The organism is Emcibacter sp. SYSU 3D8, assembly GCF_039655875.1.
Taxonomy (GTDB): domain Bacteria; phylum Pseudomonadota; class Alphaproteobacteria; order SMXS01; family SMXS01; genus RI-34.
This window is the reverse complement of record NZ_JBBYXK010000005.1, coordinates 143,333-164,001: the sequence shown is the minus strand read 5'-3', so window position 1 is coordinate 164,001 and position 20,669 is coordinate 143,333. Positions and strand designations below refer to the sequence as shown.

At 64.1% G+C, this 20,669-nt stretch carries 18 protein-coding genes; 8 read left to right on the top strand and 10 right to left on the bottom strand.

What is annotated here, in order from left to right; genetic code table 11:
- The first annotated feature begins 148 nt into the window (after positions 1 to 148).
- From WJU21_RS16785 to WJU21_RS16770, 4 genes are all read left to right on the top strand, one after another.
- Complete coding sequence (locus WJU21_RS16785; RefSeq protein WP_346324615.1) at positions 149 to 1,168, top strand: efflux RND transporter periplasmic adaptor subunit; 1,020 nt, start codon at positions 149 to 151, stop codon at positions 1,166 to 1,168.
- Complete coding sequence (locus WJU21_RS16780) at positions 1,165 to 4,293, top strand: efflux RND transporter permease subunit (protein WP_346324614.1); 3,129 nt, start codon at positions 1,165 to 1,167, stop codon at positions 4,291 to 4,293. Before WJU21_RS16785 ends, WJU21_RS16780 begins: the two co-directional genes overlap by 4 nt.
- 65 nt (positions 4,294 to 4,358) lie before the next feature.
- Positions 4,359 to 5,186, top strand: coding sequence for a thioesterase family protein (locus WJU21_RS16775; protein ID WP_346324613.1), 828 nt, complete (start codon positions 4,359 to 4,361; stop codon positions 5,184 to 5,186).
- Between the two features lie 369 nt (positions 5,187 to 5,555).
- On the top strand, positions 5,556 to 6,203 hold the full coding sequence (locus tag WJU21_RS16770) for a DUF2726 domain-containing protein (RefSeq protein ID WP_346324612.1): 648 nt from the start codon (positions 5,556 to 5,558) through the stop codon (positions 6,201 to 6,203).
- Between the two features lie 16 nt (positions 6,204 to 6,219).
- On the opposite strand, the gene WJU21_RS16765 is transcribed toward WJU21_RS16770, so the two are convergent.
- From WJU21_RS16765 to WJU21_RS16745, 5 genes are all read right to left on the bottom strand, one after another.
- Positions 6,220 to 7,338 carry a ribonucleotide-diphosphate reductase subunit beta gene (locus tag WJU21_RS16765; RefSeq protein WP_346324611.1) on the bottom strand — a complete coding sequence of 373 codons (1,119 nt, stop codon included), beginning with the start codon at positions 7,336 to 7,338 and terminating at the stop codon, positions 6,220 to 6,222.
- Positions 7,329 to 9,131: a ribonucleoside-diphosphate reductase subunit alpha gene (locus WJU21_RS16760; protein WP_346324732.1), complete on the bottom strand. Its 1,803-nt coding sequence runs from the start codon at positions 9,129 to 9,131 to the stop codon at positions 7,329 to 7,331. Before WJU21_RS16760 ends, WJU21_RS16765 begins: the two co-directional genes overlap by 10 nt.
- Positions 9,132 to 9,659: 528 nt before the next feature.
- A complete protein-coding gene (locus WJU21_RS16755) occupies positions 9,660 to 10,559 on the bottom strand; it encodes a fatty acid desaturase family protein (protein WP_346324610.1) in 900 nt (299 codons plus the stop codon).
- 32 nt (positions 10,560 to 10,591) lie between these two features.
- Complete coding sequence (locus WJU21_RS16750; protein WP_346324609.1) at positions 10,592 to 11,299, bottom strand: hypothetical protein; 708 nt, start codon at positions 11,297 to 11,299, stop codon at positions 10,592 to 10,594.
- Between the two features lie 8 nt (positions 11,300 to 11,307).
- Positions 11,308 to 12,231, bottom strand: coding sequence for an SDR family oxidoreductase (locus tag WJU21_RS16745; protein WP_346324608.1), 924 nt, complete (start codon positions 12,229 to 12,231; stop codon positions 11,308 to 11,310).
- A 209-nt stretch (positions 12,232 to 12,440) separates the two neighbouring features.
- On the opposite strand from WJU21_RS16745, the gene WJU21_RS16740 reads away from it, so the two are divergent.
- Positions 12,441 to 13,736: a PLP-dependent transferase gene (locus tag WJU21_RS16740; protein ID WP_346324607.1), complete on the top strand. Its 1,296-nt coding sequence runs from the start codon at positions 12,441 to 12,443 to the stop codon at positions 13,734 to 13,736.
- Here the strand turns inward: WJU21_RS16740 and WJU21_RS16735 are convergent.
- The 4 genes from WJU21_RS16735 to WJU21_RS16720 form a co-directional block, all read right to left on the bottom strand.
- Complete coding sequence (locus WJU21_RS16735; protein ID WP_346324606.1) at positions 13,733 to 14,455, bottom strand: lipid-binding SYLF domain-containing protein; 723 nt, start codon at positions 14,453 to 14,455, stop codon at positions 13,733 to 13,735. The two genes, WJU21_RS16740 and WJU21_RS16735, sit on opposite strands and share 4 nt — an antisense overlap.
- Before the next feature lie 114 nt (positions 14,456 to 14,569).
- Entirely contained in the window at positions 14,570 to 14,893 is a 324-nt protein-coding gene (locus WJU21_RS16730; protein WP_346324605.1) for a TraR/DksA family transcriptional regulator, read from the bottom strand.
- Between the two features lie 288 nt (positions 14,894 to 15,181).
- Positions 15,182 to 15,904, bottom strand: a complete 723-nt coding sequence (locus WJU21_RS16725; RefSeq protein ID WP_346324604.1) for a DUF2238 domain-containing protein — start codon at positions 15,902 to 15,904, stop codon at positions 15,182 to 15,184.
- Between the two features lie 72 nt (positions 15,905 to 15,976).
- Complete coding sequence (locus tag WJU21_RS16720; RefSeq protein ID WP_346324603.1) at positions 15,977 to 16,603, bottom strand: CoA pyrophosphatase; 627 nt, start codon at positions 16,601 to 16,603, stop codon at positions 15,977 to 15,979.
- Positions 16,604 to 16,742: 139 nt separating this feature from the next.
- Between WJU21_RS16720 and WJU21_RS16715 the strand changes: the two genes are divergently transcribed.
- Together WJU21_RS16715 and WJU21_RS16710 are read left to right on the top strand one after the other, a co-directional pair.
- Positions 16,743 to 17,189: a nuclear transport factor 2 family protein gene (locus WJU21_RS16715; RefSeq protein ID WP_346324602.1), complete on the top strand. Its 447-nt coding sequence runs from the start codon at positions 16,743 to 16,745 to the stop codon at positions 17,187 to 17,189.
- A 194-nt stretch (positions 17,190 to 17,383) separates the two neighbouring features.
- Positions 17,384 to 18,880 carry a D-alanyl-D-alanine carboxypeptidase gene (locus WJU21_RS16710; RefSeq protein ID WP_346324601.1) on the top strand — a complete coding sequence of 499 codons (1,497 nt, stop codon included), beginning with the start codon at positions 17,384 to 17,386 and terminating at the stop codon, positions 18,878 to 18,880.
- A gap of 16 nt (positions 18,881 to 18,896) precedes the next feature.
- Here WJU21_RS16710 and WJU21_RS16705 read toward each other — a convergent pair whose 3' ends face one another.
- On the bottom strand, positions 18,897 to 19,520 hold the full coding sequence (locus WJU21_RS16705; RefSeq protein WP_346324600.1) for a TetR/AcrR family transcriptional regulator: 624 nt from the start codon (positions 19,518 to 19,520) through the stop codon (positions 18,897 to 18,899).
- 190 nt (positions 19,521 to 19,710) lie between these two features.
- On the opposite strand from WJU21_RS16705, the gene WJU21_RS16700 reads away from it, so the two are divergent.
- Positions 19,711 to 20,664 (top strand): homocysteine S-methyltransferase family protein, encoded by a 954-nt coding sequence (locus WJU21_RS16700; protein ID WP_346324599.1) that lies wholly within the window; start codon positions 19,711 to 19,713, stop codon positions 20,662 to 20,664.
- The last annotated feature ends 5 nt before the right edge of the window (positions 20,665 to 20,669 follow it).

Genomic DNA, 20,669 nt, shown 5'->3' with positions numbered 1-20,669 from the left:
CCGGATAACGCCAAACCAAACTCTCAAGGGCCTTATGCGACTCGTTTTGCAGTTTCCCAGTTTCAGAATGCTCTCCGCCGCGGCAGTTGCTGTGGTGCTCGTTGCCTGCGGCGACGGCGCATCGGAGCAGCACGAGGCGCGATCCGCCATGACGATCACCACAGCGACCGTCAAAGCCAGGCCGTTGGCACGGACGATCGCGGTCATGGGCACCGTCGTCGCCTGGGAAGAAATGCCCGTCGGCGCCGAAGTGGGCGGTCTCGCGATTACCGAGGTGCTCGTCGAGGAAGGCGATGAGGTGAAGCGCGGCCAGGTGCTCGCTCGTCTGAACGATTCCGTGCTTCGCGCACAACTCGCGCAGCACGAGGCCAATATCGCGGCGGCACGAGCGACCCTCACCGAAGCCCAGGCCAATCTCAGGCGTGCCGAGGACTTGCTGCCCAAGGGTCATATCAGCGGCCAGACCGCCGACGCCAGGCGCGCCGCTGCCGGCACTGCCGCCGCGCAACTCACCGTGGCTCAGGCGGCGCGCGACGAAACGCTCGCCAAGCTGAACCAGACCCGCATCACCTCGCCGGATGACGGCTACATTTCGGCCCGAAGCGCCGTGATCGGTCAGATCGTCAGCTCCGGTACCGAGTTGTTCCGGGTCGTGCGGGACAGCCGGCTGGAACTTGATGCGCAGATACCCGAGACCACCCTTGCGAGCCTGTCTCCGGGCTTGACCGTTCAGGTCAGCGCCGACGGCTTGCCGGTGACCAGCGGGACCATCCGCTCGATCGCTCCGAGTGTGGATACCCGATCGCGGCTGGGGCTTGCCCACATTGCATTGCCGCCCAAGGCCGGATTCCGCCCCGGCATGTTCGCCCAGGCCAGTATCGCGCTGGAACAGGGCACGGCGCTGTTGGTGCCCAGTTCCGCGGTCGTCTACCGGGACGGCGTCTCCGGCGTGTTCGTGATGTCGAAGAACCAGGAGGTCAGTTTCCGCCCCGTCGCCACCGGTGATCGGGTCGGGGCATTTGTCGAGGTCAGCAAGGGCGTTGCCGCCGGCGACGAAGTGGCGCTCAAGGGCGCCGGCTTCCTCGAGGATGGCGACAAGGTGACGCTGTCGCGCGAGCCCGAGCGCGCCGAACTGCCACTGGCGCAGACCGAAGCCCGTCCGAAATGATGCGGCTCTCGTCCTGGTCGATCAGGAATCCAGTTCCCACGGTCGTTCTGTTCGTGGCGCTGACGATCGCGGGCGTCGTCGGCTTCAACATGCTGCGGATCAACAACACGCCAGACCTGGACGTGCCGGCGATCATCGTGTCGGTCACCCAGCCCGGTGCTGCGCCGTCGGAGATCGAGACCCAGATCACCAGGCTGATCGAGGATTCGGTCGCGGGTCTGGGTGGCGTGAAGCATATCCGCTCGGTGGTCAATGACGGCGTTTCCGTGACCACGGTCGAATTCCAGCTCGGCACCGATACGGATCGCGCCACCAATGATGTCCGCAACGCGGTCACGGGGATTCGTTCCGATCTCCCGGCGGATATCAACGAGCCGATGGTCGAGCGTATCGACGCATCCGGCGGCCAGCTGGTCACCTACGTGGTTCGTGCCGAAAGCATGTCGCCGGAGGAGCTGAGCTGGTTCGTCGATAACGACGTGGCCAAGGCGCTGCTTGCGATCCCGGGTGTATCCCGTGTCGACAGGGAAGGCGGCGTCAGCCGCGAAATCGCCGTGCGGCTCGACCCGCAGCGCCTCGCCTCGCTCGGCATCACGGCCGGCAACGTCAGCCAGCAGCTTCGATTGATCAACACCAACCTGCCGGGCGGCCGCTCGGATATCGGTTCGGCGGAGCAGTCGATCCGTACTCTGGGCAGCGCGGCTTCCGTCAAGGGGCTGGCCGACAGCCTGATCAATCTGCCCGATGGACGCACCGTCCGGCTTTCGGACCTGGGCCGGGTGGAGGATTCCTGGGCCGAGCCGCGCACGCGGGCCCGGTTCAACGGCCAGGAAGTGGTGGGTTTCGGCATCATCCGCACGCGCGGCGCCAGTGAAGTGCATGTGGCGCGCGAGGTGCGCAAGGAAGTTACCAAACTCGACGCGGCGCGTGACGATGTGAGTATCGAGGAGGTCACCTCCGCCGACGAATTTGTCATGGAAAGCTATCTGGCGTCCATCGAGGCGCTCCTGCTGGGCGCGGCGCTGGCGGTGCTGGTCGTCTGGTGGTTCCTGCGCGACATGCGCGCGACCATGATTTCGGCGCTTGCCATGCCGCTGTCGCTGATTCCGACCTTTGCCGTCATGGCGTTGTTCGACCAGTCCTTCAACATCGTCACCTTGCTGGCGCTGGCGTTGACGATCGGCATCCTGGTCGATGATGCCATTGTCGAGATCGAGAACATTGTCCGGCATATGCGGGCGGGGAAGCCGGCCTATCCGGCCGCGATCGAAGCCGCAGACGAGATCGGCCTTGCCGTCGTGGCGACCACCATGACCATTGTCGCCGTCTTCGCGCCCGTGGGGTTCATGCCGGGGATCGTTGGTCAGTTCTTTCGCGCCTTTGCGATATCGGCATGCGTCTCCGTGCTGTTTTCGCTGCTGGTGGCGCGCACCATCACGCCGCTGATGGGGGCTTACCTGCTGAAGGGCGGGGACCAGCAGCATGACGAGCCCAGCTGGATGCCGCGTTACCTGAAACTGGTGTCGTGGGCTCTCGATCACCGGATCAAGGTCATCATCGCCGGCTTCGTCATCGTGCTGATTTCGGGCGCGATGGCGATGGCGATGAAGTTCGACTTCGTACCGGTAAGCGATACAGGCCGCTCGGTCATGTCGATCGAACTGCCGCCCGGCGCCACGCTCGCCGAAACCGATGCGGTCGCCGCCGGTCTGGCAAAGGTGCTGATGCAGCGCTCGGAGGTCGAGTCCATCTATGTGGCGCTGGGCACATCGGTCACGCTTATGGGACCGGGCGGCGGGGGCTCCACCCAGGGCGAAGTTCGCCGTGCGACAATGACCGTCAACCTGGTTCCGCGCGGCAAGCGCAAGCTGACGCAGCAGGAATTCGAAGCCGCTGTGGGGCCGGATCTGCTGGCCGTGCCGGGCGTCCGTGTCCGCTTCGGCGCCGATGGCTCCAGCGGCTCCAAGCTCCAGATCGCGCTGGTCAGCGACGATGCCGAGGCGCTGACCCGGGCGTCGCGTCAGCTCGAGCGCGAGATGCGCGGGCTGCCGGGCCTTACCAACGTGGCCTCGACCGCAAATCTGGCACGGCCCGAGATCCTGATCGCACCCAAGCCCGACAAGGCGGCGTCGCTGGGCGTCGCCACCCAGACCATTGCCCAGGCGGTGCGTATCGCCACCCTGGGCGACGTGGAATTCAACCTGCCCAAGTACAACCTGCCGAACCGCCAGATTCCGATCCGGGTGATGCTGGCCGAGGATGCGCGCGAGAGTCTCGATACGATCCGTAATCTGCGGGTTCCGACAAGCCAGGGCGGTTCGGTGCCGCTGTCTTCCGTGGCCGACGTGTCCTTCGGCGCCGGCCCATCGCAGATCGATCGCCTGGACCGTCGCCGCAACGCCCTGATCGAGGCCGAGATATCCGGCCTGCCGCTCGGCGAGGCCAACGACCTGGTATACGCGCTGCCGGCCATGCGCAATCTGCCGGCCGGCGTGTTCGAGGTGCCGACGGGTGACGTCGAGAATCTGGGCGAATTGCTCAGCGGCTTCATCTTCGCCTTCATCACCGGCATCCTGCTGATGTATTTCGTGCTGGTGCTGTTGTTCCGGAACTTCGGCTACCCGGTCACGATTCTCACGGCCCTGCCGCTGTCGTTCGGCGGGGCTTTCGGCCTGCTGCTCATCCTCGGCAAGCCGTTCTCGGTGCCGGTCCTAATCGGCATCCTCATGCTGATGGGCATTGCCGCGAAGAACTCCATTCTCCTGGTGGAATACGCCATCGTTTCGCGCAACGAACGCGGTGCTTCCCGCCGCGAGGCGCTGCTCGACGCCGCCCACAAGCGGGCGCGGCCGATTGTCATGACCACGCTCGCCATGGGCGCCGGCATGCTGCCGATTGCCGCCGGCATCGGCGCCGACACAGAATTCCGTTCGCCCATGGCCATCGCCGTGATCGGCGGTCTGATCACCTCGACCCTGCTCAGTCTGGTGTTCGTGCCCGTCGTGTTCACGGTGGTCGATGACATTCAGGCCTGGATGGGCCGGCACGCCAGCCGTCTGACATTCGGCTCGCCCAATCCCAGGGGCGACATGGATCATCGCGGCGCAGGGCATCCCGGCGAGTGACGGGCATTGCCAGCGACCGGCAATTTCGCTAATTCGTCGGCCGTCAGCTAAAGGAAGCCTTCGCCATGCCGACTGCGGTCACGCCTTCGTTCTTCGATTCCGAAACCGCCGTGGAAAAGGTGAACGACACCCGCTTCACCGCTCATTTCCATGAGACCTGGGGCATTGCCGGGGGCACACCCAATGGCGGCTACCTCATGGCCATCGCCGCGCGGGCCATCGCAGGGACGGTACCGCATCCGCATCCGCTGACCATCACCGGCCACTACATGAAGCGCTCCTCGACGGGTCCGGTGGACATCCATACCGAATTGCTGGGCCGGAGCCTGACCACGTCGACCGGCCTGGCGCGGCTGATCCAGGATGGTGTCCAGCGGACCCATTTCACCGCGACCTTTACCGATTTCGATATCGCCACCGGTCAGTCGGTGGTCCATGCCACGCCACCGGACCTGCCGCCGCCGGACGATTGTGTCGAGCATCCCTATGTGGCCGGCAAGTCCCCCGGTTTCCAGCAACTCATCGACATGCGGTTCCACCCCACCCATATGGGCTGGGCCCGTGCGACGCCGCACGGTGTTGGCGAGATGGCCGGCTACATCCGGTTTCGCGACGGACTGGAGCCTGACCTCTATTCGGTACTGATGTTTGCCGATGCCGTGCCGCCCGCCATCTTCAACGTGGTTGGCGCCACCGGCTGGGTGCCCACCATCGAGCTGACCACCCATCTGCGCCGCCGGCCAGCACCAGGCTGGCTGCGCTTCCGGTTCACCACAAGACTCCTGACCCGCGGCTTCTTCGAGGAGGACGGCGAGATCTGGGACAGCGAGGACAGGCTGGTCGCCGATTCCCGACAGATCCAGAAACTCATGGCGCCCCGGAAGCGGACCTGATCAGACGGTTGGCGGAGCCCGCCGATGCAGCGCTGCGCCGGAAAGCGGCCTGATTTCCCCGGCGCATCCCATCCAGCCCGGTCGTGGTCACCCAAATTGGCGTGTTCTCGGTATTGAACACCGACGAGAACTTCAAGGACGGACTACTTTAGGCGTAGAGAATCATTGTTTGATCAGACCGATAGATTCTTTATTTCTTTCGGCGACCGTTTCGCATCGAACGGCATGCAACGTCGACATCGTTGAAGCTTCGAGAGGGACTATTACTGCAACCCTGCTTAGTCGCAAATCCAACTCCGCTACTCTGCGCCGTGAGTTCGGGTAATGTTCTAGCGGCGGACACAACACGACGATGCTATCCTATCGGGCATGCTGCCCGAAATCTTTGGACCATATGACAACCAGACTTATTGGATAATCGCGCTCTTATTGGGTGCCTTCATCGGCAGTAGCCTCGAGCGTTTGCGGTCCCGAGTTCAACGCTTGATGTGGCGGAGGCGAGGACGCTGGAAACGAACGAGCCGCAGCAATGTTACCAGCGAGCCATGGACATCGAGCTCCGATTTTAAAGCTTCGAAGCCCCCGGATGCCGCGGATCAACTGCGTATTGTCATGGGTGCCAGTTTCACGGTTCAGTCATTGCTGAACAAGAGCGAAGCCCGTGTATTTAAGGAACTTGATCGCATCGTTCTCGCCTGCAATCCGGACTGGCAGGTGATGGCGCAGGTTTCGTTAGGCGAAATTCTTCAATGCAAAGACATAGATGCGTATAGCTGCATCAACTCAAAACGCGTCGACCTTCTCCTTGTGGATGAAGATTGCCTGCCACGGCATGCCATCGAATATCAGGGGGGTGCCCACTATCAGGCTGCTGCAGCGGCACGTGATGCAATAAAAAAGGAGGCTCTCCGCCGGGCAGGCATTGGCTATCACGAGGTGGTGGCCGGGCACACGACCCCTTCGGACCTCAAGCGCCTCATCGAGAAACTGGTCGAAAAGCCCATGGAAACTAGATAGCCGCGCCTCGCGGTTATCAGACCAGCAGCTTCTCGGCTTCCGCGGGCTGCCGCTTGGCGTCGAACAGCGCCCAGACGCCGTTTGCACCATCCCAGCTGCCGCGCGTGGCGCCCTTGGAATATTCCGTCGATCGCTGCTCGAAGAAATTGGCATGCTCGACGCCGTTGAGGATTTCCACCAGCCACGGCAACGGATGCGCCTTGATCTGGCTGTAGGTGTTGTCGTGCTCGCTGAAATAGCCGAAGACCGGCGTCAGCTTCAGCTGGGTCAGCCGCCAGTCGGCGATGTAGTGGACATAATCGTGGATGTTCTCGGCGGTCATCCCCTGGATGCCGCCCAGGCCGAAGGCCAGGTCGACGAACTGGTCCTCCAGCTTCACCATGGTCTTGGCCACGTCGATGATGTCGTCGCGCACGCCCTTGGTCACCGCGCCGGTTTCCCGGTTCCACTGGTGGTACAGGCGGATGATGCCCTCGCAGTGCAGGCTCTCGTCGCGTACCGACCAGCTGACGATCTGGCCCATGCCGTTCATCTTGTTGTGGCGCGGAAAGTTCAGCAGCATGGCGAAGCTGGCGAACAGCGACATGCCTTCGGTGAACGCGCCGAACATGGCGAGCGTGCGCGCCACGTCCGAGACGGTGTCGACGCCGAAGGTGTGCATGTAGTCGGCCTTCTCGCGCATCTCGCGATAGTCGCGGAACGCCTCGAACTCCGATTTCGGCATGCCCAGCGTTTTCAGCAGCAGCGCATAGGCGTCGATGTGCACCGTCTCCATGTTGGTGAAGGCGGCCATCATCATCTGCACCTCGATCGGCTGGAAGATCGGGATGTAGCGCTTCAGGTAATTGTCGCCCACTTCCACGTCCGACTGGGTGAAGAAGCGGAAGATTTGGGTCAGCAGAGCCCGTTCGGCGGGCGTGACCCGGTCCGACGTCCAGTCGCGGATGTCGGCGCCCAGCGGCACTTCCTCGCCCATCCAGTGGGTCTGCTGCTGGCGCTTCCAGAACTCGTAGGCCCAGGGATAGCGCTCGACGTCATAGGTGCCGGTGGCCTGCAGCAGGCCGACCCGGCCGGTGCCGATCAGGCTGCGGGGATCGACGTCGCCAAAGCTCGTGCCTGATGCGGCTACTGGCATGCCAGGCACTCCTCGTAATCGGTACGGCCGCCATAGTTCATGGCCGTCTCGCCCTTTTCCATCTGGCCGGCGAACGCGGCGCGGCTGACCGATTTGGAGCGGCAGTAATAGAGGCTCTTGATGCCTTTTTCCCAGGCGCTCCAATGCAGCATGTGAAGGTCCCACTTGTCGATGTCGGCAGGCAGGTAAAGGTTCAGCGACTGGCTCTGGCAGATGAACGGCGTACGATCCGCCGCCAGATCGAGCACCCAGCGCTGGTCGATCTCGAACGCCGTGCGGTAAATCGCCTTTTCGTCCTCGTCGAGGCAGTCGAGGTGCTGCACCGAGCCTTCGTGCTCGACGATGGACTGCCAGATTTCCGGCGTGTCCGCGCCCTTGCGCGCCAGCAGGTCCTGCAGATAGGGGTTCCGCACCACGAACGCGCCGGACAGCGTCTTGTGGGTATAGATGTTGGCCGGAATCGGCTCGATGCAGGCGCTGGCGCCGCCGCAGATGATGCTGATCGAGGCGGTGGGAGCGATCGCCAGCTTGTGGCTGAACCGGGCCATCATGCCGCGTTCCTGGGCGTCGGGGCAGGGGCCGCGTTCCTCCGCCAGCGCCACCGAAGCGGCGTCGGCCTCGCGGCGGACCTTGCGGAACATGCGCATGTTCCACGACTTGGCCATGGCGCTCTCGAACGGAATGCCGCGGGCCTGCAGGAAGGAATGGAAGCCCATGACGCCCAGGCCCACCGAACGCTCGCGCAGCGCCGAATAGCGGGCGTTCTTCATGGTGTCGGGGGCGTCCTCGATGAACTGGGTGAGCACGTTGTCGAGGAAGCGCATGATGTCCTCGATGAAGCCGGGCTCGTCGTTCCACTCGTCCCAGGTCTCGAAGTTCAGCGACGACAGGCAGCAGACCGCGGTGCGCTCCTCGCCGTGCTGGTCGGTGCCGGTGGCCAGGGTGATTTCGCTGCACAGGTTCGACGTCGACACGGTCAGGCCCGCATCGCGCTGGTGCTTGGGCAGCGCCCGGTTCACCGCGTCGATGTTCAGAATATAGGGCTCTCCGGTCTGCAACCGGGTCTCCAGGATGCGCTGCCACAGCTGGCGGGCGTCCACTTCACGGATCACCGTGCCCGTCTTAGGGCTGATCAGGCCGAAGTTCTCGCCCGCCTTGACGGCTTCCATGAACGCATCGGTGATGTTGATGCCATGGTGCAGGTTCAGGCCCTTGCGGTTGAAGTCGCCTGATGGCTTGCGGATCTCGAGGAACTCCTCGATCTCCGGATGATGAATGTCCAGATAGACGGCGGCCGAGCCGCGGCGCAACGAGCCCTGGCTGATTGCCAGCGTCAGGCTGTCCATGACGTGGATGAACGGCACGATGCCCGAGGTTTCGCCGCAGCCCTTTACCGGCTCGCCGATGGAGCGGACCTTGCCCCAATAGGTGCCGATGCCGCCGCCGTTGGAGGCGAGCGCCACGTTCTCGTTCCAGATATCGACGATGCCGTCGAGTGAATCCGGCACGGCGTTGAGGAAGCATGAGATCGGCAGGCCGCGTGTGGTGCCGCCGTTGGACAGGATCGGAGTCGCCGGCATGAACCACAACCGCGACACGGCGTCATAGATGCGCTGGGCGTGATCGAGGTCGTCGGCATAGGCGCAGGCGACACGGGCGAACATGTCCTGGTACGACTCGCCAGGCATCAGGTAGCGATCCTCCAGCGTCGCCTTGCCGAACGGGGTCAGCAGGTCGTCGCGGCTGCGGTCGAGGACGAGATCGGCCGGCGTGGGCCGAGGCGCAAGCGGCATGGGCAGCGGTGCGCGTCTGGCCGGTTCGACCGTCGCGTCGCTGGCCGAGAAATGCATCGGCAGCTGTGAAGGGGGGATCGGCATGGGCCGGGCAGCCTTCGCCTCCGGCACCAGATGACCTTCGCGGTCGAAATCATAGGCGAGCGTCGACATGCACCGTTTCCTTCGCTTCCTTGGACGCCGGGGAATCGAAATGCATGGCTGGCGCAATCACCCAGCACGCATCCCATGGGCCCCTCGCCCTGGGAGTTTTCTACTTTACTGCGGTGCCTTTCCGGCTCCGGCGGCCCCGGATTCTCGCGAATTTTCGCATCATACGGCGGCCCTGTCGGCCCCAGATATGATAATTGGGGGCACCACAGACCCCATATCTTGTGCCTGTGGCCCATAGGCGTCAAGCGTGATCGTCACTCAAAATTCGTGATAATGCGCTTGACACGCTGGAGCCCGCCGAGGCCGTTGGGTTGCGCCCCGGCGGCCCGCAGGATGCCTCAATTCAGCCGGCCCGAGAGGCGATAGCCTGCGCCGCTATGCCGCCGTCAGCGCCAGCCGCAGGACATCGGCATAATTGCGCTGCACCTCCATGCGCGGCTCCAGACCCTTGCTGCGGATCAGCCCGTGCGCCCTGGGCAGGTTGTAGCAGGGAATCCACATATAGAGGTGATGCTCGAGGTGGTAGTTCACGAAATACGGCGCGATGAGCAGGCGCTCCAGCGGGTTGGCCAGTGTGGTGCGGGCGTGCAGCAACGGGTCATCGTTGTCGCGGACCATGGCGTGCTCGGCGATGTTGCGTATCCGGGTCACCCACATCCGCCAGGTGACCAGCGGCAGCACCCAGAACATCAGGTAATAGTGAGGCTTGCCCAAGGCGGTCAGCACCGCCAGCAGCGCCAGATTAGCGATCAGCGGCCTGACCAGGCCGCGCTTCGTGCTGCCGTCGCCGCGCCGCGCCGGGCTGTCCATGGCCGCGCGGTACTGCCGGAAGAAGGTGAGTCCGGTCAGGTCGCGCAGGCTCTTTCGCAGGAAGCTGGCGCGGCTGACCGGGAACTTGGCCGACAGCGGCAGGTCCGGATCGTCCGGCTGCTGGGTCTTGCGGTGGTGCTCGAAGTGATAGGGGCGGTAGATGTCCAGGTCGAGGATCTGCGGGTAGGCGCAGAGCCAGTTGCCCACCCGGTCGTTCAGTGTCCTGTTGTGGAACAGCAGGCCATGGGCCGCGTCGTGCATCAGGATGCCCAGTCCCAGCTGACGCGTGCCGACGATCATCACCGCCAGCAGGAAGGTGAGGGGATTGGGCCACCATGCGAACAGCGCCATGGCGCCGAAGATCAGACCCCATGCGTGCGCCAACATCCACGCGCCGCGCAGGTCGGATCGTTTGCGCAGGCTGCGCAATTCGTCGCGGGTAAGGTATGAACCGGCGGTCGGCATGATCCGGCCTCTTGCTCGCAGGCTTGGGTGACCTATCGCGGCCTGGACGAATATTTCTGCTCAGCCTTGGCGTCCCTGTTGACGAACTGATGATACAGCAACAGACGCTGCGTCGCTTTCCGGTCGCCCTGGTCGGACAGGATCTCCATCTGATTTACTTCGTCGCAGGTCAGGTCGTAGGGGGCGTTGCCGAAATACTTGGTCTGGGTCTTGTGGGCCACGAACACCGGCTGACACGCCGCGCCTTCCAGCAGTGCCCCGTCGCTGATCGCGCATTCGGTGACATCGGCCGCATCCGGGCCCGTTTCCATGCCGTTGCTGCCGCGGGCCGCGATGAGCGTGCCGTCGGCATACCACCAGACCGGGCCGGCATAGCCGTCGACGGGCTTTTCGAGCAGCGCCTCCAGTTCCCTCGCGTAGGGCGCGTCGCCGCGCGCCGAATACGGCCATTCCAGCACGATGCGCGTGACGGTGGCGAATTTTGGATCGCCCTTGATGACCGTCGCGAGCTGTTCGGCGGGCAGGGGCTTCAGGTCGGTGCCCAGCGCCGTGTGCTCGTTGCCCATGGCGGCTACCGTGTAGGTGTCCTCGCTGGTGCCGTTTCTGGCCACATGGCTGAACAGCGCCGTCTGGATATTGCCGGGCACCGGCCGGTCGCGGCATTCCCGTGCCAGGCCGGGGTGGGCGAATAGCGCGAACATGGCGGCCGTGGCGGCGCCTAACAGATACCGGGCCGACACCGCTGCCTTCACGGGAAGCGGGCGGCGATTTCCTCGCTCACCTCCCACAGCCGGCGCGCGGTATCGGCATCGGTGCCGTCGGCGCGCGGGCGCGAAATATTGCAGTCGTCGAAATATTCGCCGTTGATCCTGGCCGCACCCGGGTGGACAGCCAGATAGCATTCGGTCGCCGCACCCTGTTCCACGGTCTTGCACATCACGACACTGGCGACACCGAAGCCGAATTTCATCACCGGATTCATGTGCCGCCCCAAATTGGTGATGATGACGCCCGGATGCAGCGAGTTGGCGGTTCGCCCCGTTCCCTCGAACCGCCGGGCGAGTTCCTTGGCGAACAGCAGGTTGGCGATCTTCGCCTGGCCGTAGGCGCGCCACGCGCCATAGCCGCGTTCGCCCGACAGATTGTCGAACTGGATGCCGCCCCTTGGCGCGCCGGTATGGGCGGTGCTGGAAACCACCACCACCCGCGCATCGGGCGCCAGCACGTCCATGATCCCCTGCATCAGCATGAAGTGGCCCATGTGATTGGTGAGGAATTGCAGCTCGTAGCCATGCTTTTGCTGCAGCTTCGGCAGCGCCATGATGCCGGCGTTGAAGATCACCGCATCGAGGGCGCGGCCTGTGCCGCCGATCTCGGCGGCGGCCTGCCGCACCGATGCCGGTTCCGACAATTCGCAGGCCACGGCGGTCGTGTGCGTGCCGAACGATTCAAGGGTCTCGCGCGCAGTGTCCGCCGACCGGCCGGTGCCGATGACATGGGCGCCGCGCTTGGCCAGGACTCGGGCCGTTTCCCGTCCCAGACCCGACGTGACGCCGGTAACCAGAATCGTCTTGCCGGCAAGGTCGAGCCCCGCCGTCACGTCCTCGGCCGTCGACGCGTAGCCGAACCCGCTGGGTCCGCTACGGCCTTTGATCATCGCCATCAGCGACATGGGCCTCTCCCTGGTTTCACGCAGCGGCGACACTACGCCCTTTGCGCGTCGCGGCCAAGCAGCCGGGAGGCGGGCCCAGGGCGCTGTCGTTCTGGCGGCCGGCGCGCACGGACGGCAACTGGCACGGCGAAGGTCCGGCACAGGTTGCATGGCGCGCGTCGCGCGGGCATGCTCGCGGTACCTTTCTGAGGCCTTGTCAGGGGAACACCATGTGTACCGACAGCAAGCATCCCGAAACTCTCGTCCTGCACGCCGGATACCGTGCCGATCCTGCCACAGGCGCCGTCGCCGTGCCGATCTACCAGACGACATCCTATCAGTTCGACGACACCGCCCATGCCTCGCGGCTGTTCGCGCTCGAGGAACTGGGGAACGTCTACACGCGCATCATGAATCCCACGACGGCTGTCCTCGAAAGCCGTGTCGCCGCGCTGGAAGGCGGGGCTGCCGGCCTGGCAGTGGCGTCCGGTCAGGCGGCGTCGACGCTGGCGCTGCAGAACCTCGCCTCGGCCGGTGACAACGTGATCAGTTCGACGGATCTCTATGGCGGGACATGGAACCTGTTCAACAATACGCTGCGGGCGCAGGGCATCGAGGTGCGCTTTGTCGATCCGGGCGATCCCGAGAGCTTCCGGCGGGCGACCGACGACCGCACGCGCGCCTATTACGCCGAGACGCTGCCCAATCCCAAGCTGCAGGTGTTTCCGATCGCAGAAGTCGCGGCCATCGGCCGCAGTTTCGGCATCCCCCTGATCATGGACAATACGGCGGCGCCCATGCTCTGCCGGCCTTTCGATCATGGCGCGGCGATTGTCGTCTATTCGCTCACCAAATATATCGGCGGCCACGGCACGTCGATCGGCGGCATGATCGTCGATAGCGGCGCCTTCGACTGGGAAGCGAATCCTGATCGACAGCCGAACCTCAACAGCCCCGACCCGTCCTATCACGGCGCGGTCTGGACACAGGCGGCCAAGCCGATCGGCCCCATCGCCTACATTCTGCGTGCCCGCACGGTGATGCTGCGCGACCTTGGTCCGGCGATCAGCCCGACCAATTCGTTCTACATCATGCAGGGCCTTGAAACCCTGCCGCTGCGGATGGAGCGGCACTGCTCCAATACCGCGAAGGTCGCGGACTGGCTGGCCCGGCATCCTTCCGTCGCGACGGTGATCCATCCGGGGCAACAGTCAGGCGAGGCGCGGCGCCGGGCCGATGCCTATCTCAAGGGCGGCTATGGCGGCCTGGTCGGGTTCGAACTGAAGGGAGGCATGGAGGCAGGGCGCCGGTTCATCGACTCCCTCAAGCTGCTGTATCATGTGGCCAATATCGGCGACGCGCGAAGCCTGGCCATCCATCCCGCCAGCACCACGCACAGTCAACTCTCGCCCGAGGATCAATTGGCGACGGGCGTCACCGCCGGCTATGTCCGTTTGTCGATCGGCCTGGAGCACATCGACGACATCATCGCCGATCTGGACCAGGCCCTTGCGACGGCGGGTTAGTAGCCCGACTGGGACGCGATGATCGTCCGCAGGTCTTCTGCCTGCGGGTTGGCGGCGCGCCGCTCGATCAGGATGTCCCTGACGGACACTTCCTGGCCGTAATATTTTCTGGCCATCTTGTTGCGCGCCTTGATGTTGGTGCCTTCCAGGCTGACGCCCGCGAACAGGCCGCCCTGGGTTTCGGCGTGGTAATAGATGTCACGCCGGCCAGTGGTCGTGCCTGTCGACTTGTCGACGCCGCTCTCGATGGCCACGGCGCTCAGGTCGCCGCCGACCTGGGTGTCGCCGCTCATGACCTTGCGCACGGCGTTGTCGGTCATCAGGATCAGCAGGAAGCGATTTTCCTGGCCGCCGAGCTGCAGGCCGATGCTGATCGAGCTCATGTGGTAGAACGCCGGATAGCTCCAGACGCCGTCCTCGCCGCGCACCAGCAGCACGCCGCTGCCGCCTTCGCCGCCGATGCCGACTGCTCCCTTGACCACCGACGGAAAGATCATCACGCCCCGGGCATCCTTCAGCAGCGAGCGGACCGTCGCATTGCTGCCCTTGTCGGTCAGGTCGTCGAAGGCATACTGGGCGGACATCACCAGTTCCCTGGCGTCGGATTCCGAAGCCGCCTGCACCGGCTGTGACGGTATCAGGGCAACAGTCGCCACGCCCGTGGCAAGCGCCACCGACAGTGCCGCAACCTGGAAGCTGCGCCGGGTGAATTTCAGCATGTCGTTTGTCTCCTTGGTATTCGGGTGCCGCCCCAGCCCGTGGTCGGTAAGATTTAAGTCAATCTGCTGCCGGCGCAATTAATACTGCGCCGCAGGCACCCGCACCGGAGAAAATCAGCTGCCGCGAGCGCAATCGATGCATTGCTGGGCATAGGGCAGGGCCTCCAGCCGCGCTGGTGCGATGGTTTCGCCGCAGCTGACGCAAACGCCGTAGGTGCCGTCGTCGATGCGGCCCAGGGCTGCCCGGATCTGCGCCATTTCGGCAAAACTCGCGCCCTCGAGCGCTTCGTTTGCCTCGCTGGATTCCATGCCGGTGGCCTGTTCGGCGAAATCCGGATCCAGCGGCTGGCGAAGATCTTCCTCGAGCCGTTCGACGCGCTGGGACAATTGCGCCATGCGCGCGTTGAGGGCGTCCGCGATCTGCTGGTGGTTCTTCATGGGTTCAGCCTATCCCGAATGCCGGCGCTTGGCCACCAATTCAGCCCACGGGCCGCTTTCCGGGTGTTGGGACGTTCCGGGTTTTGCGAAAGGGTGGCCGGACGGGGGATGCGCTGCAGCCGCTCCCCGTCCGGCCGTCAGCACGTCAGGCTTGAGGGGGCTTGGGTGCTGAAGGCCGATTTTACTGCACTTCCGCAAACTCCTGCAGCGCCAAATACCACATTCACGATGAAGTGACCGGCCGGTTGGCAAACCGGTCAAACGGGGCCACGACGCGGGCGGTTTGGCTCAATCCGTCCGGCGGCGGCGCCACAATCCGATGAAGGCGGCCTCGCCAACCGGCTGGTTGTTCTTGACGCGGAAACTCTCCGCCCATTCCGACGCGAAATCGCGCTGCAGCGCCAGATTGACGGCCACCGTGATCCCCATAGCGACGAGTGCGCCGGCGCTGGCCAGCGCCATGTCCTTGTGGGCGTCCCAGACGTCGCCCTGGGTACCCAGATAGGCCATGCCGAGTTCGCCGCCGAACGCTGCGGCGGCTGCCCATTCGACCAACTCGTAGAGCATGGATGTGGACATCATCACGTCGAGCGGCAGGAAATAGCCCCAGAATCCCCTGACATCGACCACGCGCAGGAACATCTCCCGCAAGGGATAGGCCAGCAGCAGGCCGTAGCTGAAATGCACGACGCGGTCGTAGTTGTTGCGCTCCCAGCCCACCAGTTCGTTGAAGCTGCCGCCGGTCACAGCCGTGAACCATGCGTCATAGGGAACCAGGGAATAGGTGTAGTGCGATCCGACCTCATGCAGGCAGAGGAAGACGAAGATCAGCGTCGCCGACAGCCGGGAAAAGGCGAAATGGCGGTGGATCAGCAACGCGGCCAGCAGGAAACCGCCGACCAGCGCATTTTCCAGCATCCAGCCGGCGCGATCGACGGGATGGATCGCCAGCGTCACGAACAGGATCGTGAACAGGACACCGAGAATGGTCAGATAGCCGCGATGTCCCAAGGCCGTCCTCGCTCGTTGCCAAACTTAGGGGCGAAGCTAGCCACGATCACGGTGCGCCGCGCAAGCGGCCGGTTACTTGGACCAGTCGGGATGCAGGTGCTGCTTGACGCGCGTATGCCGGCCGTTGACGCCGACCTCCCAAAGCTGCAGCAGGAATGCGCCGGTTGGCGAGTGGATGCGGGTGTCGCCCAGTTGCAGACGCAGCAGCTTTTCGGTCTGTCCCTCGACGTCGATGAACTGGACGGAATCGGCGCCCTCGAACAGGCGCAGCGGTATGCGGTGGATCGACGCCACCTCGTCAGGATTGGGCGCCATCGACGAGAGGTCGTCGGCCCAGAAAACAAAAGGCGAGATCACGTAACCCGAGCGCGACGAGATGTCGTCGAGGCGGCCCAGGAGGTGGCTGTCATCAAGCATCAGGTTGACTTCCTCGTGCATCTCCCGGAGCGCGGCGCGCAATGGATCCTCACCCTGGTCGATGCGTCCGCCCGGCAGCGCCCACTGGCCGGCATGCTTGTTCAGCCTGGACGTGCGCCGGGTCAGCAGCATGGACGCGCCGTCCTCCGGCGTGTCGCCTGCCACGATGGTAAGGGCGACGGCCGCATGGCGCATGCCCTCGCCATCGATAAATTCGTGGGGAAAGCTGCCCAGATTGGTGGTGACCGTGCCGCGCAGCACATCGTGGAAATCATAAGGCATCGCTTGGCTCCTTTGCGCGCCAACCTGCCAAAACCCCGGCCGCTTGGAAAGGCTTAACAAGCACGCTTGAACGAAAAGGCTTGCCGCCCGGCGTGCCCCTCGCGATAAATTCCGTGCGGCGCGATGAATGGAGACACCGATGACGATCGACGACCTGCTGGATATCGAGAAGATCAAGACGACGCGCCACCTCTACTCACACTATTATGACGGCGGCGAGGTCGACAAACTCGCGGCGCTGTTCACCGAGGACGCCGTCTGCGAATTCGGAGCCAATTACGGCGGCGACTGGGTCGGCCGTAAGGCAATTCACGAGAATTACCGGAATTTCATGTCCCGCTATGGCGGCATCTTCAACGTGATGCATGCTGTCACCAATCCCTGGATCATGCTCAAGGGACCCGACCGGGCGATCGGCCGCTGGTATCTGCTCGACTTGCGGACCGCCGAGGGCACCGAGGACCCGTTGATCCTGTTCGGGATCTACGATGACGAATATCGCAAATCCGGGGACAACTGGCTGATCCATCGCACCCGGATCCATTTTCTGTGGCCTGACCGGGACGTCCACCCGTTCCGCGAATAGGGTTTCACGCCTCCGATACCGCGCGCAGGTTAGGGAATACCTCCCCGGCGGTGCGCGCCGCGGTAAATTGTCGGGAATGTGACATTTCCTGAGTCTTCACTTTAACTTTAGCTTGCACAACCTGGCGAAAAATAAGACTCTTTTGTTCTACATCAATTTGCTCGTGGAGTAGGGCGGACCAAGGGAGGTTGTGGATGCGGGGCAATGCATTCGGACGGCGCTTTGCGCAAAAGCTGATCAAGTTACACGTACTGGTACTGGCCTCTCTGTTGATGGTCGGTGTCGCCTCTGCGCCCCCCGCCGAAGCCCGCACGCACAAGTCCAAGGAAGCCAAATCGAAGAAGGGCTCGACCTTCACGATCGGCACGGGCGCCATCATCATCAATGAGGCGACCGGCGAAGTTCTCTACGCGCGCAATGCCGACAAGAAGCTGTATCCGGCATCGATGACCAAGGTCATGACGCTGTACCTCACGTTCGAGGCGCTGGAAAACGGCACCTTGACGCTCGACAGCAAGCTGCCGGTATCTCGCGCGGCGGCATCCCGCCCGCCCAGCAAGCTGGGGCTGACGGTGGGCTCGAGCATTTCCGTCGAGGACGCGATCCTGGCGCTCGTCACCCGGTCGGCGAACGATGCCGCGGCGGTGCTGGCGGAAGGCCTGGGCGGCACCGAGGCCGATTTCGGCTACCTGATGACGGCCAAGGCCCGCGAACTGGGCATGAAGAACACCATATACCGCAATGCCTCGGGCCTGCCCGACAAGCAACAGGTGTCGACACCGCGAGACCAGGCGCTGCTCGGCGTCGCGATCCACCGCAATTTCCCGGAATATTACGCCTACTTCTCGACCCGCAGCTTCACCTACAAGGGCGTGACCCATACCTCGCACAATCGCTTTGCCCTGAATTACAAGGGTGCGGACGGCATCAAGACCGGCTTCATCGGCATGTCCGGCTTCAATCTGCTGGCGGCCGCCCAGCGCGACGGAACCCGACTTGTCGGCGTGGTCTTCGGCGGCTCGACCGCCGCGTCGCGCGACCGCTATATGGGCGAGATCATGGATGCCAGCTTTGCCCGGGCCAAGGGGAACGATCTGCCGGGCGTGGAATATGTCAAGGATGACGACGCAGGCACCAAGTCGCTTGCCGCCGTCAAGCCGGAGCCACTGGTCATGAAGGTGAAGGTGGCCGGCTTCCCGCAGGAAACGGCGCCCAAGGCGAAGGTCGTCACCATGACGACGCTCGACGATCAGCTTGCCCCGACCGACAAGCCCGTCGTGATGCCGGCATCGCTGGCCATGCCGGCGCCGCGCGCCAGCCAGGCCGATGCCGGCGCAATGAGGCCGGTGGAAGCATCGGCCACATCGGTTACCTCGGCGGCCCTCGAAACCGGCGAAAGCGATGCCGAAGCTGCGACGTTGCCGCAGGGCTGGGCGGTGCAGGTCGGTGCGTTCAGCAAGCGCGATGCCGCCCGCGATTTCGCCCAGAAGGTCATTGGCAGGCTGTCGGATACGCTTGAGCATGTCACTGCCTCGGTCAGCACGGCCGGCGGCAAGAAGACGCTGTATCGCTCGCGCCTGGTGGGTTTCGCCAGCCGCAGCGAGGCGCAGGATGCGTGCACGATGCTCAAGCGTGGCAAGGTCAGCTGCATCATCGTCGCGCCGGGCACGGCCACGGCCAGCCTCGACTAGGTCGGCCTGGATCAGCTCAGGCCGGCGAGAAGACCATCCGGACAAAGTCCCTGTAGAGCATGATCTGCCGCGGCATGACGGTGCCGTCGCGCAGCACCCGGCTCAGGATGATGCCGCCTTCCACCAACGTCGAGACCATGTCGGCCATGGCGTCCAGATCGACGTCGATGCGCGGCGGATATTGCGCGGCGATGAGGTCCAGCCGCTCGCGAAACCGGCGGCGCCAGACGATGACGCCGTCGGCGTTCAGCTTGCGGATCTCCTGGTTGAACAACTGGTCCTGATAGCAGAACGAGGCGGCGAGGCATCCGGGATGCGCCTCGGGTAGATTGTCCATCATCTCGGCGAACAGCTTCAAGCCGACGAGGAAGCCATGTAGCGGGTCCTCGTTGAGTTCATCCGCGCGGGAGAAGAGATCGTCCAGCAGCTGTTTGTCGTTCTCCAGGTATCGCACCAGCAATGCGCGCGCCAGAACGGCCTTGTCCTTGAAATGGTAGAAGAAACCGCTCTTGGTAATGCCGGCGGCAGTGATCAGTTCCTCGATGGATGTGGCCGCGAACCCCTTTGCCAGCACGGCCTCCTCGGCAAGCGCCAGCAGGCGCTCGCGCGTGTCGCTCCTGCGGGTCGGCGTCTCCAGCATGGTTAGTGTACCGGGGGTCAAGTTGTCGGTGCATTTTTGCCACCCAGAGCGGCCCCATCGCCTTGGGCATCTTCCAAGTTACTGAATCTATTAAACAATCGAACCTACGCTCTTAGTTTACCACGAGTCGTCTATTTTCATGATGCGGATTGGGGAAAAGTCCGGACACCCAAAACCACGAGGTGAGACCATGGCGACCTATCGCAATAACCTGCCCCAATTGTCCCAGCGGCTGTTTCTGTCCGATGGCGGCATCGAGACGACACTGATCTTCCACGATCATTTTGATCTGCCCTACTTCGCCGCCTTCGACCTGCTCAACCGGGACGGCGGCGCCGACGCGCTGCAAGCCTACTTCGAACGCTACGCCCGGCTCGCGGTCGAGGCTGGGGCCGGCTTCATCCTGGAAAGCCCGACCTGGCGCGCCAGCAAGGATTGGGCCGACAAGCTGGGCTATTCGGACGAGGCGCTCGCCGACGCCAACCGGCGCGCGATCGCGCTTGTACAGCAGGTGCGTGACCGGTTGCAGACACCCTCGTCGCCGATGGTGATCAGCGGCTGTATCGGTCCCCGCGGCGACGGCTATCGTCCGGACGGCATGATGAGCGTGGCGGCGGCCGAGGACTACCATGCGGTCCAGATTGGCGTGTTCGCCGGCACCGAGGCGGACATGATCACCGCGATTACCATGACTTATCCGGAAGAGGCTACAGGCCTGGCGCGGGCGGCGAAGGCGGCCGGGATGCCGGTTGCCCTGTCGTTCACCGTCGAGACCGACGGCACGCTGCCGTCGGGCCACAGCATTGGCGAGGCAATCGGCATTGTCGAGGACCAGACCGGCGGCGCGCCGGCCTACTACATGCTGAACTGCGCGCATCCTACCCATTTCCGGCATGCGCTGGAGACGGGCGAGGGCTGGACCGCGAAGCTGCGCGGCCTGCGGGCGAACGCGTCGACCCGCAGCCATGCCGAACTGGACGAAGCCACCGACCTCGACGACGGCGATCCGGCCGACCTGGCGCGGCGCTATGCCGACCTGCGGACGCTGCTGCCGCAGCTCAACGTGCTGGGGGGCTGCTGCGGGACCGACCACCGCCATGTGGAGCAGATTGGCCTGGCCTGCCGTGCCGCCCTGGCGGCCTGACCTGC